Origin of the sequence: Mesorhizobium sp. BR1-1-15 (assembly GCF_020165475.1) — a bacterium.
Lineage (GTDB): Bacteria > Pseudomonadota > Alphaproteobacteria > Rhizobiales > Rhizobiaceae > Mesorhizobium.
On record NZ_JAIUIF010000011.1, the window covers coordinates 151,320 to 165,277 of the forward strand.

The 13,958-nt window shown below is 60.7% G+C and carries 14 protein-coding genes and 2 tRNA genes; 4 read left to right on the forward strand and 12 right to left on the reverse strand.

What is annotated here, in order from left to right; all coding sequences use genetic code 11:
- Positions 1 to 24 precede the first annotated feature (24 nt).
- Both LB541_RS19605 and rbsK read left to right on the forward strand, forming a co-directional pair.
- Complete coding sequence (locus LB541_RS19605; RefSeq protein WP_140493920.1) at positions 25 to 477, forward strand: RbsD/FucU family protein; 453 nt, start codon at positions 25 to 27, stop codon at positions 475 to 477.
- Positions 478 to 481: 4 nt separating this feature from the next.
- Positions 482 to 1,411, forward strand: a complete 930-nt coding sequence (gene rbsK, locus LB541_RS19610) for a ribokinase (RefSeq protein WP_140493918.1) — start codon at positions 482 to 484, stop codon at positions 1,409 to 1,411.
- 25 nt (positions 1,412 to 1,436) lie between these two features.
- Here the strand turns inward: rbsK and LB541_RS19615 are convergent.
- Positions 1,437 to 1,512, reverse strand: a tRNA-Val gene (locus LB541_RS19615).
- Between the two features lie 216 nt (positions 1,513 to 1,728).
- On the opposite strand from LB541_RS19615, the gene LB541_RS19620 reads away from it, so the two are divergent.
- A tRNA-Asp gene (locus LB541_RS19620) sits at positions 1,729 to 1,805 on the forward strand.
- A gap of 325 nt (positions 1,806 to 2,130) precedes the next feature.
- Here the strand turns inward: LB541_RS19620 and LB541_RS19625 are convergent.
- From LB541_RS19625 to LB541_RS19665, 9 genes are all read right to left on the reverse strand, one after another.
- Positions 2,131 to 3,882: a sulfatase-like hydrolase/transferase gene (locus LB541_RS19625; RefSeq protein WP_140522016.1), complete on the reverse strand. Its 1,752-nt coding sequence runs from the start codon at positions 3,880 to 3,882 to the stop codon at positions 2,131 to 2,133.
- A gap of 36 nt (positions 3,883 to 3,918) precedes the next feature.
- On the reverse strand, positions 3,919 to 5,325 hold the full coding sequence (locus tag LB541_RS19630; RefSeq protein ID WP_140522018.1) for a 50S ribosomal protein L11 methyltransferase: 1,407 nt from the start codon (positions 5,323 to 5,325) through the stop codon (positions 3,919 to 3,921).
- Positions 5,322 to 5,540 (reverse strand): hypothetical protein, encoded by a 219-nt coding sequence (locus tag LB541_RS19635; RefSeq protein WP_404927179.1) that lies wholly within the window; start codon positions 5,538 to 5,540, stop codon positions 5,322 to 5,324. The genes LB541_RS19630 and LB541_RS19635 overlap by 4 nt, the downstream gene beginning before the upstream one ends.
- Positions 5,541 to 6,381: 841 nt before the next feature.
- Positions 6,382 to 6,585, reverse strand: coding sequence for a CsbD family protein (locus LB541_RS19640; protein WP_140493912.1), 204 nt, complete (start codon positions 6,583 to 6,585; stop codon positions 6,382 to 6,384).
- A 157-nt stretch (positions 6,586 to 6,742) separates the two neighbouring features.
- On the reverse strand, positions 6,743 to 7,528 hold the full coding sequence (locus LB541_RS19645; RefSeq protein WP_140568189.1) for an SDR family NAD(P)-dependent oxidoreductase: 786 nt from the start codon (positions 7,526 to 7,528) through the stop codon (positions 6,743 to 6,745).
- Entirely contained in the window at positions 7,525 to 8,520 is a 996-nt protein-coding gene (locus LB541_RS19650; protein ID WP_140568190.1) for an ABC transporter permease, read from the reverse strand. Before LB541_RS19650 ends, LB541_RS19645 begins: the two co-directional genes overlap by 4 nt.
- Before the next feature lie 105 nt (positions 8,521 to 8,625).
- Positions 8,626 to 9,666 carry a sugar ABC transporter substrate-binding protein gene (locus tag LB541_RS19655; RefSeq protein WP_224619374.1) on the reverse strand — a complete coding sequence of 347 codons (1,041 nt, stop codon included), beginning with the start codon at positions 9,664 to 9,666 and terminating at the stop codon, positions 8,626 to 8,628.
- A 39-nt stretch (positions 9,667 to 9,705) separates the two neighbouring features.
- On the reverse strand, positions 9,706 to 10,470 hold the full coding sequence (locus LB541_RS19660; RefSeq protein ID WP_140493903.1) for an ATP-binding cassette domain-containing protein: 765 nt from the start codon (positions 10,468 to 10,470) through the stop codon (positions 9,706 to 9,708).
- Positions 10,470 to 11,633 (reverse strand): ROK family transcriptional regulator, encoded by a 1,164-nt coding sequence (locus tag LB541_RS19665; protein WP_224619375.1) that lies wholly within the window; start codon positions 11,631 to 11,633, stop codon positions 10,470 to 10,472. The genes LB541_RS19660 and LB541_RS19665 overlap by 1 nt, the downstream gene beginning before the upstream one ends.
- 167 nt (positions 11,634 to 11,800) lie before the next feature.
- Here LB541_RS19665 and LB541_RS19670 point away from each other — a divergent pair, with 167 nt between their 5' ends.
- Positions 11,801 to 11,950 carry a hypothetical protein gene (locus LB541_RS19670; RefSeq protein ID WP_181171747.1) on the forward strand — a complete coding sequence of 50 codons (150 nt, stop codon included), beginning with the start codon at positions 11,801 to 11,803 and terminating at the stop codon, positions 11,948 to 11,950.
- A gap of 36 nt (positions 11,951 to 11,986) precedes the next feature.
- Here the strand turns inward: LB541_RS19670 and LB541_RS19675 are convergent, their stop codons facing one another.
- Positions 11,987 to 13,291 (reverse strand): M23 family metallopeptidase, encoded by a 1,305-nt coding sequence (locus tag LB541_RS19675; RefSeq protein WP_140817217.1) that lies wholly within the window; start codon positions 13,289 to 13,291, stop codon positions 11,987 to 11,989.
- A 158-nt stretch (positions 13,292 to 13,449) separates the two neighbouring features.
- The gene (locus LB541_RS19680; RefSeq protein ID WP_140493897.1) at positions 13,450 to 13,917 is read right to left on the reverse strand and encodes a peroxiredoxin; all 468 of its coding nucleotides are present in this window, start codon (positions 13,915 to 13,917) and stop codon (positions 13,450 to 13,452) included.
- Positions 13,918 to 13,958: the final 41 nt, after the last annotated feature.

Sequence of the window (13,958 nt, forward strand, 5' to 3'; positions counted from 1 at the left end):
CAAACTCATTTCACGAGGAATATCATGCTCAAAGGGATCAATCCGCTCCTCAATGCCGACGTGCTCCAGGCATTGCGGGCGATGGGACACGGCGACGACCTGATTGTCGCCGACACCAACTTCCCCTCCGATTCGGTGGCGCGCCAGACGGCGCTCGGGCGGCTGCTGCGCATCGACGCGCCGGCGGCGCAAGTCGTGAAGGCGGTGCTGTCGCTCTACCCGCTGGATACGTTCGTCGACGATTCGGCCGCGCGCATGGAGATCGTCGGCAAGCCGGACGAGATCCCGCCCGTCCAGCAGGAAGTGCAAAAGGAGATCGACGCCGCCGAGGGCAAGCCATGGCCGATGCTGCCGGTCGAGCGCTACGCTTTCTACGAGCGCGCCAAGCAGGCTTACTGCGTCATCCAGACCGGCGAGCGCCGTTTCTACGGCTGTTTTGCCTTCCGCAAGGGCGTGGTCCCGCCGGATGCGGAGTAGCGGCATGCTGGCCGGCAAGCCGATCGTCATCCTCGGAGTCTTTGTCGCCGACACGGCCTATCGCGCCGCGCGGCAGCCGCGCATGGGCGAGACGATCCTCGGAACGTCCTTCACCCTCGGTCCCGGCGGCAAGGGTTCGAACCAGGCGGTTGCGGCCGGTAAGCTCGGCGCCGATGCAACCTTCCTCACGCGCCTCGGCGTCGATGCCTTCGCCGACATGGCCAAGCGCACCTGGAAGGACGCCGGCGTGAAGAATGCCGTGATCGACACGCCCGACAGCTATACGGGCGCTGCCTATATTTTCGTCGAGGAGGGCACCGGCAACAACGCCATCATCGTCAGCCCCGGCGCGGCGATGCTGATCTCGCCCGACGACATCGAGGCCAATGCCGCCCTGATTCGTGGTGCCGGCGTCTTCGTGACGCAACTCGAACAGCCCATCGAGGCGGCGCTGCGGGCGTTGGAGATCGCGCGCGGGGCAGGGGTGACGACCATCCTCAACCCGGCTCCGGCGGCCAGGCTCCCCGACCGCATCTATTCGCTCTGCGACTACCTCACGCCCAACGAGACCGAGACGGAGGAGTTGACCGGCATGAAGGTCGCCTCGGTCGATGACGCCCGCGCAGCCGCCGGCAAGCTGCTCGAAAAGGGCGCCGGCGCCGTCATCGTCACGTTGGGAGAGAAAGGCGCATTGCTGCACACGAGGGATCGGTCCGAACATGTCGCCGCCGTCAGCGCCGGCCCGGTGGTCGAGACCACGGGAGCCGGCGATGCCTTCAATGGCGGCCTGGCCGCCGCGCTGTCGCGTGGGATGGAGCCCCTGCAAGCCGTGCGCTTTGCTTGCGCCGTTGCGGGCATTTCGGTGACGAGGCCAGGCACCGCGCCGTCCATGCCGGACTTGCACGAGGTCGAGGCGCTGCTGGCGAGGGGCTGAGGCGTTTGAATGAAAGGCGCCTGAATGGTGGGCGATGACGGGCTCGAACCGCCGACATCTTCGGTGTAAACGAAGCGCTCTACCAACTGAGCTAATCGCCCGCTCCGGGCCGGACCTTTAAGCGGTCGGGGCCAGCTTCGCAAGGCCAAATGAGCGTGGGACGCCGTCGTTGCGGGCCGTATTTGCGAACAACACGCCGGCTGTCAAAAAACCTTCTCCAGTTTGATGTTATGATGGTTTCGTGCGCTTGACACCCGGTGGCGAACCCCTTATCCAGCGCCCAACGACGAACACGGCTGACACGTGCTCGTCAATGCGCGGGTGTAGCTCAGTTGGTTAGAGTGCCGGCCTGTCACGCCGGAGGTCGCGGGTTCGAGCCCCGTCACTCGCGCCATTAGTTTCAAGGGGTTAGCTACCGCCCCTTGAAAAAGTTTCAACTCTCATTTTCCGGAGAGTTTCAACTTTTCGTATTCATTCCGTTCCTGGCCGAGCAGTTTCCTGCCCCTACGTCGGGCTGCGCAGACGGCTACCAGATTGACCGGCATGTACGTCTTCTGGAGCGCCTTGTTCTGGTCGATTGAATTGGCCATCTTGGCCGAGATCGCCTCGATCGAAGCGCCGCTGGCGCGGCGTTGGCCTCGACCGCACCGGAACGCCCAACGTCCATGAACCGGGCGGGCCGAGGGGGGACGCATCGCGATATTCAAGCGGTTCAACCGCTACGGCACCGGTATAGTCTCGGTTTGTGTGAAGACTGCATGTCCGGCCGTGAACACTACGGTATTGGCTAGCAGCGGAGAAATGCCCCCATCGTGCGGATAGACAAAGAATTTTTGCGGGCGCACGCGGATGCTTTCACAGGATCCTGTTAGGCAGGGCAACAAACTCAGACCATCGTGAGGTCGGTTAGGCTGGTGCCCGATCGCGTCCATTATTGTGGGATAGACGTCGATCAACTGCGATTCTCCGTCAGATACCGCAAAATCAGAGTCCGATTGAGAGGGCTTAATCATGAGGGTTGCCATCGACCTGCTTTCAAATGCTGCGGTGGTGCCTCCAAATGCGGTGATGCCGGAGTGATACGGCGGACTCATCTCTGAGCCACCGAGTCCATTCAAAAAGCCTGCCCACCCGGACCCGTGGTCAGATTGTATGACGATAATGGCGTCGTCATAGCGGTCCAGTCGCTTGAGCTCTTGCAAGAACTCCACAACAAGCTTCATGGCGCAACTGGCCTGAGACCTATAGGCAGCCTGGACCCCGACCGCCGCACGTTCGGGATCGACCATGCAATTTGCATCGAGCACGTAGGGGCCATGAGGAAGGATCGCTTGGAACAATGTGTATCTACCGCGTGCGGCAAACCGCTGTTCATTCGCGATCAGATATTTCATCCCCACAACAGCCTGAAATGGATGGACGCCTTGTTCTACGGTCTTCGGGATGTAGCTTTCCGCTTTGCGCTCAAATACTGCGCTAATCCGCTCGCCGGCCGAGTGTCCCCACCCCAAGGCCTCATTTGTCAAGAAATTTGGAAACAATTTTGCAAACAATAATCCAGAAAATTCGACAATTTGCGGGTGTTTGAGCGAGTATTGGTACTTGGTGATCTGCTCTGGCGTGAAAAATACATCTGCAACATTTGTCTGCAATATCTCCGGAAGCCCCACAACATCAACTGCGTAACCATCCGTCCGAAGATCTTTCAGCAATCCTTGATCGAAGGCCGCCCTCCAGGCGGGAAAGCTTCCATTCCGAAATATGGTGCCGGTCAGATAGCTCGCAACCGACGACAACGTATAAGGATAATTTGAAATATTCCGGCGCATAAACGTAAACCCGCGAAAAATGCTCCGGTCATTCATCTCTTCGATCGCGGCAAGTGCAAAATCTGACTGCATCTCATCGAGATGAAAGTGATATATATTTGGAAGGTCCGAGCGGCCATTTATAGACAAGCCGGATTTAGGAGAGTTTTCGGTTTCAGCCGGTGGCACCGGCAGGCCCGCAGCGACAGTGGCCAATCCGGCAATTAACGCGATCGACAGGATGGCAAAAACCCGAACCAGCGTGCCTAGAGTCGTAACTGCACCCACCGCCAACAGCGCGACCAAGATAGCAACTTCTACCGCAGTGATGGAGATGGGCTCCGGGCTTGTGAATGCTGCGCCATCTAAGCGACTCAGCTGAACGGGGGCAAAAACGTCGGCGAGTAATACGAAGGCCCCTAGAAGCAAATACGCCTTTTTTATGAAATCCCGAATTCCGAACAAGGTTAGAGCGCATACAAATATCAAGATAAATGCGCCGCCATAAAAGAAAATAGTGGGGAGCCAAATATCATACCCCAATTCCTTGGCGTTTTTCGCATAAAGCTCCAACGGAAAAAAAACGAAAAGGACTAATATTGGAAACAGTAAGGCAAGAAATGCCGTCGAAATTCTAACAATGCGATTGGCGTTAATACTCATTCGAAAATACCCGATAAAGTACCATCTCTTTTTATTTCATCGCCTATCGAATTGATAAAGTGTACGGCCGGTGGCCGACACTGTTTGTTTCTTCGCAATGCGGGAAACGGACGTAAGTGCGCATTCGAACGAAGAAGGGCTATAATCGGGGAAGATATCCTCTCGAAGAGCAAGCATCTGTCGAATTGTTGGATCATCCTTGGGGACGAACTCGATTATGCCGGTGGGAGCAACGTCAACAATCCATTTGACGGCCTGGTGCAAAGGCACGTTTCTGCCAATGGCAAGATGGTGCTCAAAAGCGAGAGCAAGAACCGCATCAGCTCTGAATCTCGACGAGAAACCCTTTCGTTCCTTCTGAGCCCATCCTTGATCAGGGCTGGGGTTCGCAGCATCCAGCCACAACGGAAGAAAGTTCATTTTAGCTGACGCGGCCCGCAAAAATCCGATGTCGACTGCGGTCTGATCGAAATCGAAGCCAACTACCGCTTTCGCGCCACCCTCCAAAGCGGCGACCGAAAAGTCGCCAGTATTGCAGCCCAGATCGATTGCGGTGGCGACTTGGCCGGATGCCGCGAAATCGTGGATCATTTGCCGCTTTGTCGAGGCCTCTTGACTGGAGTAGGTGTTCATACTCGCGTATGCGCCCCACACAGTCTTGCCGGTGTCGGCCGGCTCTAGACGTGCGATCCACCGGCGCAATTGGGATAAAATGCCGTGATACCCCGCCCGCGGTAGCTTTCTGCTTCGGCTAACCCTTTTGACAGCGTTGCTGGGATCATTCACGGAGCTCTGTTCAAGGCGACTTTGCAGCGTGACGTGGGTCAACATGTTCCACGAAAATCGCTCAGAAAATGTCAGCAAGCGAGCAAAATCGCGGGTGGAAATGCCCTCCAGCGCACCCCTGAACCATGAATTGTGGGCGATTCCCTTCACAGCTCGGAGAAGCAGCGGATTAAGAAACTGCTCGCAGAATTGTCTGTGACCCGTCCAATACTCCCCGTCCCGATATGGCCTAACAGAGAGGATATCGATGAAGATGGGCTTGGAGCCAACGAACTGCACATTGTAGGCGCTTGCGTCAGAAAGGACAAAATTCTCGGTCAATAGTTGTATTTGCAGGTCAAGATGATGCAGGGCTGCTGCCTTCAACGCACCGAAAGACCATTCGTAGGGATAGCTCACGAATGGTATCGCTCCGTGTTCCAACACGTAAGCTGGTTTTCCTACGACCTCGGGCCAATCTGCGGGGGCGACCTCACTGGTCCGGACTATTTTATCCAGCTCGGCGTAACGTAGCAGGATGCCCGCATCCCGGGCGGCCTCATAGCTCGCTTTGCCCTGGTCGGTCACTGTGCGGAAAACCCGGCCATCGGAAACAAAGACCGACCCGGAAGGATCTCGGAACGATCCATCCTCAAAAACTAGTCCTGAACCTTTCATTTCCGGTCTGTACGATTCTTACCGAAAATGCGCGCCAACAGCAGTTTGAGGCGATTGTAATAGATGGTTAACACGGTGGTGCCCGCCGCGACACCTGCAATCAAGCCCTGCAGCAGCATGCTCCCGGTGCCCGGGTCGAGATATGCGTGAGCCGACACCGTCAGACTCAATAAATATAGCATCCCAAGTGAAGCTGTCAGTCTCATCTTGTACAAAGGCCCATACTCCCCATCGGCTCTGCGCGCGGTTGCTGTTTAATGCGCCTTTAATGCGATCCAACGCGTTTGACCAGACATTTGTCACAAATCTTTCACACTTCGAGAAACTTGTGGTGACGGAAATGGCCGCGACAGCGTGTCGCTAGTGAGCCACTCTGTCGCTGTGCGGCGCCAAACATTTCGGATTTTTGCGATCGAACATGTCTCCGCCAAAATGGTCAACGAACGCCTTCGTCGCGGCGGGTCGGCGAAGTGAAGGCGATAGTCCTCATATTTGCCGCTCTACCATATCGCCGGCACGTGCCCGTTCGATGAGTGATGGCGCCGGGGGTTAACACGATTACGTTTGGCATCAGTGGGAGGTCGGCTTCTCGGTTGCTGCCGCTTGGGCGTCGATTGCGTCGCTCCTTGACCTGCAACATCATGGCGTGGGGCTGCTTGAATAACGATGTACTTGGCGCCGTGCCGAGCGGAGGTGGCCGGCGCCCTTTTTTGGGGGCGGGTGGGGTAAACCCGACTTGCAGGACGCCGGCCAGGCGGGTTGGGGTCCGCCAGGAAGTATGATGCCAGAAAACCTTATGGTTCGATATTCCGCGATAGCGGAACATCTGCGCCACATGAGCGAGTTCCAGCCGATCTCAAGGGCCTATGATCCGGCTGCTCATCCACCGGCGTAGGTAGCGCATATCGGCTTTCTGGCCGCAGATCTTGCAGGTGTAGACGTTGTGCCTTTTTGCGCGCCGAGCGCCATCATGCGGACGGCCGGGAGGGGCGGGGAGCCCGTCGACCGTAGGCATAGCGGCTCTCGGGAAGACGCCTTTTATGGCAGCTCTGCTATCTACCAGCCCTGCCGACTATACCAGTCGTCGACGTCTCGGCGTACGCGATCCTTCTCGATGCCGTAGCGTTCCTGGATAATGCCCTCAAGCTGATCGCGTTTGCCGGCGATGCGGTCGAGATCATCATCAGTGAGCTTCCCCCACTGCTCCTTGACTTTACCCTTGACCTGCTTCCAGTTTCCTTCGACGCGGTTCCAATCCATTGTGGCTATCTCCTGAATCACACATGGAAGAACGGGTGTATCGCCATGAGGTTCCGGTGGGCCAAATCCCCGCCGATCACCGCCAGCGGGAACGCTGCGGCTGCGCTTGGCATCAGTGACGATGTGCGCCGGCTTCTTGTTTCCCCTCACGCGTTGTTCACGGCGGCGCCAGCCTGAAGTCGCTCCCCTCTGGCAGCAATTGCCCGCCATCGACGATAATCGTGGTGCCGGTGATGTAGCTGGCATCGTCGGAGGCCAGGAACAGGAAGGCATTGGCGACGTCGCGCGGGCTGCCCAGCCGGCCGAGCGGAATGGCGTCTTCCATGTTCTTGATGAAGGCAGCACCCCGGTGAAGCTCTATTCCCTCGGTGAGAATGTTGCCGGGTTCGACGCCGTTGACGGTTATGCCGTAGCCGGCGAATTCGAGCGCCGCCGAACGGATCAGCCCGTTTATGCCTGCCTTGGTCGCAGAATAGTGGCCGTGGCCGGGACTGGTGACGTGCGGGCCGGTGATCGAGGAGGTGAACAGCATGCGCCCGCGGCGCTGCGCCTTCATCGGCACCAGTGCGGCGCGGGCGGCATTGAAACTGCCGCGCAGATTGACCGCCATGACGCGATCCCAGTCGTCCGGGCTGGTGTTCTCCAGCAATTGCCAGGGATAAATGCCGGCATTCTGGACGATGATGTCGAGGCGGCCATGGTGCGCGAGCGCCAGCGCGACGGCGGCCTCGACATCGGCCAAAAGCGAGATGTCCGTGCCGATGAAGGCGGCGTCAAGTTCACTGGCGGTCGCTCGCCCCACCTCGATCTCGGTGTCGGCAAGCACAAGCCTGGCGCCTTCTTCGGCGAAACGTTGGGCGATGCCCTTGCCGATGCCGCGCGCGGCGCCGACGATCAGCGCTACTTTGCCCGACAGTCTTCCGGTCTCTGGCCGTACGGTCATGCGAGCCTCTGGCGAATGGTTTGCTTGAAGGCGTCGAGCAGGACCGCCGCCAGCACCAGCAAGCCGTGAATGACCTGGGTGAAGTTGGCGGGCAGGCCCATCAGATTGATCGCCGTGTTGATGGCCGACAAAAGCAGCACGCCGGCATAGACGCCGGGTAAGGTGCCGACGCCGCCTTTCAGGCTGACGCCGCCGATGACGACGGCGGCGAAGGCGTTGAACAGCAGGCCAACGCCGAGATTGGCGGTGGCGCCCGATGTGCGGATGGCGAGCAGCCAGCCGGCAAGGCCGGCTATGGCGCCGGCAAGCACGAAGGCGATGATCAGGTTGCGGTTGACGCGGATGCCGGCGCGGAAGGTCGCCGTCTCGTTGCCGCCGATCATCACCAGATGCCTGCCGAAAGGCGTCTTGGCCATGATCAGCGAGAAGACGACGAAGCAGGCGATCGCGATCCAGGCGGTGAGCGGCAGGCCGATCAGCCGCTGGATGCCGAACCAGCGGATGGCAGGCGCCAGATCCTGCGCCGAACGGCCGCCGGAAATGACCAGCACCAGGCCGCGCACCCAGATGTAGGAGGCCAGCGTGATGATGAAGGCGCTCATCTTGACCTTGACGACCAGGACACCGTTGAAGGCGCCGATGACGCCGCCGACGGCAAGCGCCAGCAGCAGCGAGACCGGCACCATCAGCCAGTCCGGATGCAACTGTACGCCGAAGCCGATGCCCGAAGAGCAGAACAGGATGCCGACCACCATGGCGCTGAGCGCAGCCACCGATTCGACCGACAGGTCCATGTGCCCGGCGATGATGACCAGCGCCAGGCCGATCGACATCACGCCTAGCACGCTGGAGGCTTCGATGATGTTGGCGAAAATACCGAGCTGGAAATAGTTGGGAATGAAAAGGGAGAACACCACCAGCACGAAGACCAGCATGAACCAGACGAGATTATCGAGGACGAACTCGAGGATTTGACGGGTGCGGGGGCTCATGGGCTGATCCGGTTTGGGTTCGAATGCCGCGGCGGCTCTATGCCGGGCAATTCTGCCGGGCAGGGCGGCTCCGGGCGGGTGGCCCGGAGCCGTTCTGGGGAAGGTTTATTCGACGGACTTCACGGTGTCCTTCGGCGGCTTCTGGTTGCCCCAGAAGGCCGGGTTGTCGACGTTCTCCTTGGTGATCGCGGCACCCGGGATCTTGATGTTCGGGCCCCAGGCCTCCTTGGTCACCACCGATTTCAGGCCAAGCACGTCATAGTCGCCGGGCTTGATCTCCTGCTTGTTGACGACCTTGTCCATGAACATGGCGACCGCCGCGGCCTGCGCGTAGAGCGGCTGTTCGACTTCGACGTTGAGCCAGCCCTTGCGGATCAGGTCGAGGCCGACCGGCGCGCCGTTCGAACTCATCAGCATGACGTCGCCCGGCTTCTTGCCGGCGGCCTCGAGCGAGGCGACGGCGGCGACCGAAAGATGCGCGGCGTGGCTGAAGATCAAGTCGATGTCGGGGTTGGCAAGCATCTGGTCGGCGACGATGGTGCCGGCGTTGCTGGCCTCCCATTGCATGGCCGGCAGCGAGATGATCTTGACGTCCGGGAACGCCTTCATCTTCTCTTCAAAGCCTTTCTGGATGTCCAGCGTGTAGGGATCGCCGGGGTCGCCGAGCACCTGCAGGATCTTGCCCTTCACAGCGCCGTTCTTGGCCTTCAGCAGCGCTTCGGCCTGTTCGGCGGCGACGTGGCCGATCTCGACAGTGCCGGCTACCGAGGTGAAGTCGGACGGAGTGGAGGTGATCTGGCGATCGAATTCCACGACAGGTATGCCGGCCGCGCGCGCGGCCTCGATCGACGGCTTCAGCGCGTTGAGGTCGACGGCGGCCAGGATGATCGCCTTCGGTTTCAGCGCGATGACGTCGTTCATCTGCGATTGCTGGGCGTCGGTCTTGTTGTCGGCGTTCAGCGTCTTCATCTCGTAGCCGACCTGTTTCAGGAACAGTTCCAGCGCGCTCACCGAGCCGGTCTGGAACTCATCGAGCAAGGTCGGCACCATGTAGTAGACGGTACCCTTGGACTGGGCGAATGCCGGCGTGAGCGTGGCAACTGCCAGTGCCAGGATACCGAGGACAGAAAGAAGTATTCGTTTCATGTCGTTGGCTCCTCTAGTGCCGGACCCCTCTTTTGTCCCTCAGCCCGCCGGTCCGGCACCGGCAAGCGTCTCCCCGGTGATCATGTTGATCACCGCATCGGGACTTGTTTTGTTGCGTGCGACATCGCCGGCCACGACGCCTTGCCGGATCACTACGATCCGGTCTGCGACCTGGAAGGCCTGCTGCATGATGTGGGTGATGATGACGACGCCGATGCCCTGGTTCGCCACCTGGCGGATCATGTCGAGGCCGCGCCGCGTCTGTTCGACGCCAAGCGCTGCAAACGGCTCGTCGAGCAGCACCAGCTTGCCGCCCCAGTGCACGAAGCGGTTGAGCTCGATGGCTTGCCGCTGGCCGCCCGAAAGATGCTCGACATTGGTGCGCAAAGACGGAATGCGGGTGCCGGCGCTGGCAAGCGCCTTGCCGACCACGGCCTCCATCGCCCGCTCGTCGAGCACTGGAATGCCGAGCACCTTGCGCGTGATCTCACGGCCCATGAAGAAATTGGCCACCACGTCGACATTCGTGCACAGCGACAGGTCCTGATAGACGGTCTCGATTCCCGCCGCCTTGGCCTCGGCAGGGGATTTGGCAAGGAACTCCTTGCCTTCGAACAGCATGCGGCCGGAGGTGGGCTCCAGGCCGCCGGCGATGATCTTGACCAGCGTCGACTTCCCGGCGCCGTTATCGCCCAGCAACGCGACCACCTCGCCCTTGCCGATCGAGAAGCTGATGCCCTTCAGCGCCTGGATCGCGCCATAGTTCTTGGTGACGTTGTCGAGCACCAGCAGGGGTTCGCTCATCAGGCAACCTCCCTGGCTGTCAGAATATCGCGGCCGCGTTCGCGCTCGGCGGTGAACATCTGGCCGAAGCGTGGCGACAACACGCCAGAGACGGCCAATGCGGCCGCGCCGCGCAGCACGGCTTGCTGGCCGCCGCCGGCGACGACGATGCGTGGCGTCTTGCGGTCCTTGCGGGCCGAAACCGAATTGTGCAGAGGCGCAGCCGACCTCGCCAGGCGTTCGAGCAGGTCCGGCGCCGCCAGCCCGCCGAGCACGACCGTCTCGGGGTCGAAAAGGTTCTCGATGATGGCAATGGCGTTGCGGAAGATCGGGCCGACCTCGGCGACCCAATCGGCATCGCTGCCCTTCCAGCGCCCTCGCGCTTCGAGCGAGACATAACGTTCGAGGCAACCGCGATTGCCGCACGGGCAAAGCTCGCCATTGGGAACGACGGGAATATGGCCGATCTCGCCGGCATTGCCCCAGGCGCCGCGCAGCACGCTGCCGTCATGCATCATGGCGCTGCCAAGTCCGACGCCGAAATAGAGATAGTAATATTCGGAATGCTGGGCGCCGATGCCGTAGAGGCGCTCGCCCATGGCGGCCGCAGCCATGTCGCCGTCGAAAAAGGCCGGCAATCCTGTCGCCGCCGTCAGCCGCTCGCGCAGCGCCACGTCCTTCCAGCCGGCCATTGTGGTCGGCCCGATGAAGCTCATCGTGTCCACGCCGAACGGGCCGGGAAGCGCCATGCCGATGCCGATGACGCGGCCCGCGGCGCGCGTTCCGGTCAGGTCGCGGACCATGGCGCCGACCTGGTCGAACGCATGATCGGGCGTCGCGTTGGGGGCCTCGCGGTGCAAGCTGTCGATCACGTCACCGCTGAGATTGATCAGCGCCGCGTCGATCCCCAGCGGCGTCAGGTGGATGCCGACGGCATAGCCGCCCTCGGGATTGATGCGCAGCGTCGCCGGTGGCAGGCCACGGCCCTTCGGCTCCTCGCGTACGGACAGGACGTAACCCTGCTCCTCCAGTTCGCGAACGATGGTCGATACGGTTTGAACGGTGAGGCCGACATGCCTGGCGATATCGCCCCTGGCGATGGGGCCGTACCGGCGGATCGATTCGAGCACGATGCGTCGGTTGTACGGCCGCCCGAACTCCTGATTGGTCCCTCGCAATGCCATGCCTTGCGTCCCCGGTTGAGGCAAGGTTGGCACCAAATATTTATTCAGTCAAATGGAATTCAAAAATGCACCGCATTTGAGGGACGCGCCCGCTACGGCGGAAAAGCCGGCCGGTGTCCGGCTGATCACCGCGCCCTAGATAGCGGGACATGGATAAGATTTATGTCTTGCTGATCTTTGCCGCGGCCATTGCCATCATCTGCCTGGGCGGCAGATGGAACACATCTGATACCGACCACTATATGGGCTTCGACAATTTGCGGTCGCCCCGAAAGGGAAAAGCCCTGAACGGCGACAAGGATGCGAAAAAGCGATGAGGACGGCGCGGGATGGCGGCGGCCTGGGCCCGTTCGTTAGAGATACTGCGCGACCTTCTTGCCGACCGTGAGGAAACGCAAAGGATCGATCGCTTCGCCATTGTGGCGGACTTCGTAATGCAGATGCGGGCCGGTCGAGCGACCGCTGCTGCCGGTCTTGCCGATGACAGCGCCGGCATCCACTTTTTCGCCCACGGTCACGTCGATTTCGCTGAGATGTCCATAGCGCGTGGCAAACCCATTGCCGTGATCGACTTCGACCATGCGGCCATAGCCGCCATTCCAGCCGGCCTTGGTGACCACGCCTGGCGCGGTGACCTTGGCCGCCATGCCGATCGGCGCCCTGAAGTCCATTCCTGAATGCAGGGCGGCCGTGCCGAGGATCGGGTCGGTGCGCACCCCGAACGGGCTGGTGACGGAATGACCGGGTGCGGGATTCGCGAGCGGCAGTCGGCGTGCTTCCTTCTTGAGTTGGTCGAGCGTGTCCAGCGCCTCGTCCAGTTCCTTGACCTTGCTGTCGAAAAACATCGAGCTGTCGAGCGGGATCAGCGGTCCGCCGACATCGCTTTCGTTCTTGCCGAAGTCGCTGTCGACCGGCAGCCCGGCCGCCTCGAGCGCCTGGGTTATGGCGTCGGCATTCTTGTAGGCGTTGTCAGCAAGTATGCTGATGCGCGTGAGCTGTTCGTTCTCGATGGATTTCAACGACTTGTTGATCGAAATGAACAGCTTGTCGGCACGATCGGCTGCTGAATCGTTCGGCAGCGGATCGGAGCGGGTCGCCCACAGGGAGAACGGCCTGGTGTCGGCGGCGCCCGGGGCGGCGCCGAGGCTGGCCAGCGCGTAGCTTTGAGCAGGCTGGGCGATGCTGCCGGTCACTTCGGCGTGTTTGTCAGGCTTTGCCGGCACCGCCGGATCTTCGGCCGTCGCTGCGCCGACTTCATTTTCGGCGCGATCGAGCAGCGGGCCGAGGCGGCCGTGGCGCTGGCTGAGCTGCGTCTGGCGCTCCAAAAGCTCGCTCACCTTGGTTTCCATCAATTGCTGGTCAAGCAACTGCCGGCTGGTGATGCGGTCGACCTGGGCGCGAAGCGCCGAGATGCGGTCTTCGTAAGCCTGCTGCATGCGCGCCTGGCGCGCGGTCGTGGCGCCGATCAGGTCGTCGCGCAGCACGAGATAGGAGGTGGCCAGCAGGTAACCGATGGCGATCGCCGCCAGCGCCGAACCGAGAAATACAACCAGCCAGGGCCGGATCGTGAAGTGCCTGATCTCGCTGCCGCGGGCGATGATGACTGTATGCGGTTCCTTGCGCCTGCCAAAGATCGCGGACTGACCGGTTGCGTTCACGGGACCAAGCTTTCGTTTACGACACCACGACAGCCCGACTACACATTATTAAGGTTAACAAAGCTTTGCCGAAGCAAGACGCCGGCAAGAATTGCCCGCAAAGCGAGCATGGGGTTGCTTCGCGTCGCTTTCTGAAAACAAGGGCGCGGAGGCGCCCCTCAAATCGCCCGCACAGCTTCCAGCACCTCCTCGGCATGGCCCTTGACGCGCACCTTGCGCCAGATCCTGGCGATGCGCCCGTCGCGGCCGATCAGGAACGTCGCGCGCTCGACACCCATGTATTTGCGGCCATACATCGATTTTTCGACCCAAAGGTGGTAGGCCTCGATCACCTTGCGCTCCTCGTCGGAGGCAAGGTCGATGGTAAGATCGTATTTCGACTTGAACTTGTCGTGCTTCCTGGCGCTGTCGGGCGACAGGCCGATGACGACGGCGCCGGCCTTCTCGAACTCCGGCTTCAGCTGCGAAAAGCTGATCGCTTCGGCGGTGCAGCCGGTGGTGTCGTCCTGTGGGTAGAAGTAGAGGACGACAGGTCTGCCGGCAAAGCCGGCCAGGCTGAGCGAACCACCGCCGTCCCGCGGCAACTCGAATTGCGGCGCGGGATCGCCCACATTGAGGTCAGCCATATCCATGCCCTTGTTTGAGGTTACGCGCGAAGCCACACCGA

Coding starts and splice junctions, on each gene's coding strand:
- LB541_RS19605 (WP_140493920.1), top strand. CDS start 25: ATGCTCAAAGGGATCAATCCGCTCCTCAATGCCGACGTGCTCCAGGCA.
- LB541_RS19625 (WP_140522016.1), bottom strand. CDS start 3,882: ATGAGTATTAACGCCAATCGCATTGTTAGAATTTCGACGGCATTTCTT.
- LB541_RS19660 (WP_140493903.1), bottom strand. CDS start 10,470: ATGAGCGAACCCCTGCTGGTGCTCGACAACGTCACCAAGAACTATGGC.
- LB541_RS19680 (WP_140493897.1), bottom strand. CDS start 13,917: ATGGCTGACCTCAATGTGGGCGATCCCGCGCCGCAATTCGAGTTGCCG.
- LB541_RS19665 (WP_224619375.1), bottom strand. CDS start 11,633: ATGGCATTGCGAGGGACCAATCAGGAGTTCGGGCGGCCGTACAACCGA.
- LB541_RS19645 (WP_140568189.1), bottom strand. CDS start 7,528: ATGACCGTACGGCCAGAGACCGGAAGACTGTCGGGCAAAGTAGCGCTG.
- LB541_RS19640 (WP_140493912.1), bottom strand. CDS start 6,585: ATGGATTGGAACCGCGTCGAAGGAAACTGGAAGCAGGTCAAGGGTAAA.
- LB541_RS19655 (WP_224619374.1), bottom strand. CDS start 9,666: ATGAAACGAATACTTCTTTCTGTCCTCGGTATCCTGGCACTGGCAGTT.
- LB541_RS19650 (WP_140568190.1), bottom strand. CDS start 8,520: ATGAGCCCCCGCACCCGTCAAATCCTCGAGTTCGTCCTCGATAATCTC.
- rbsK (WP_140493918.1), top strand. CDS start 482: ATGCTGGCCGGCAAGCCGATCGTCATCCTCGGAGTCTTTGTCGCCGAC.
- LB541_RS19630 (WP_140522018.1), bottom strand. CDS start 5,325: ATGAAAGGTTCAGGACTAGTTTTTGAGGATGGATCGTTCCGAGATCCT.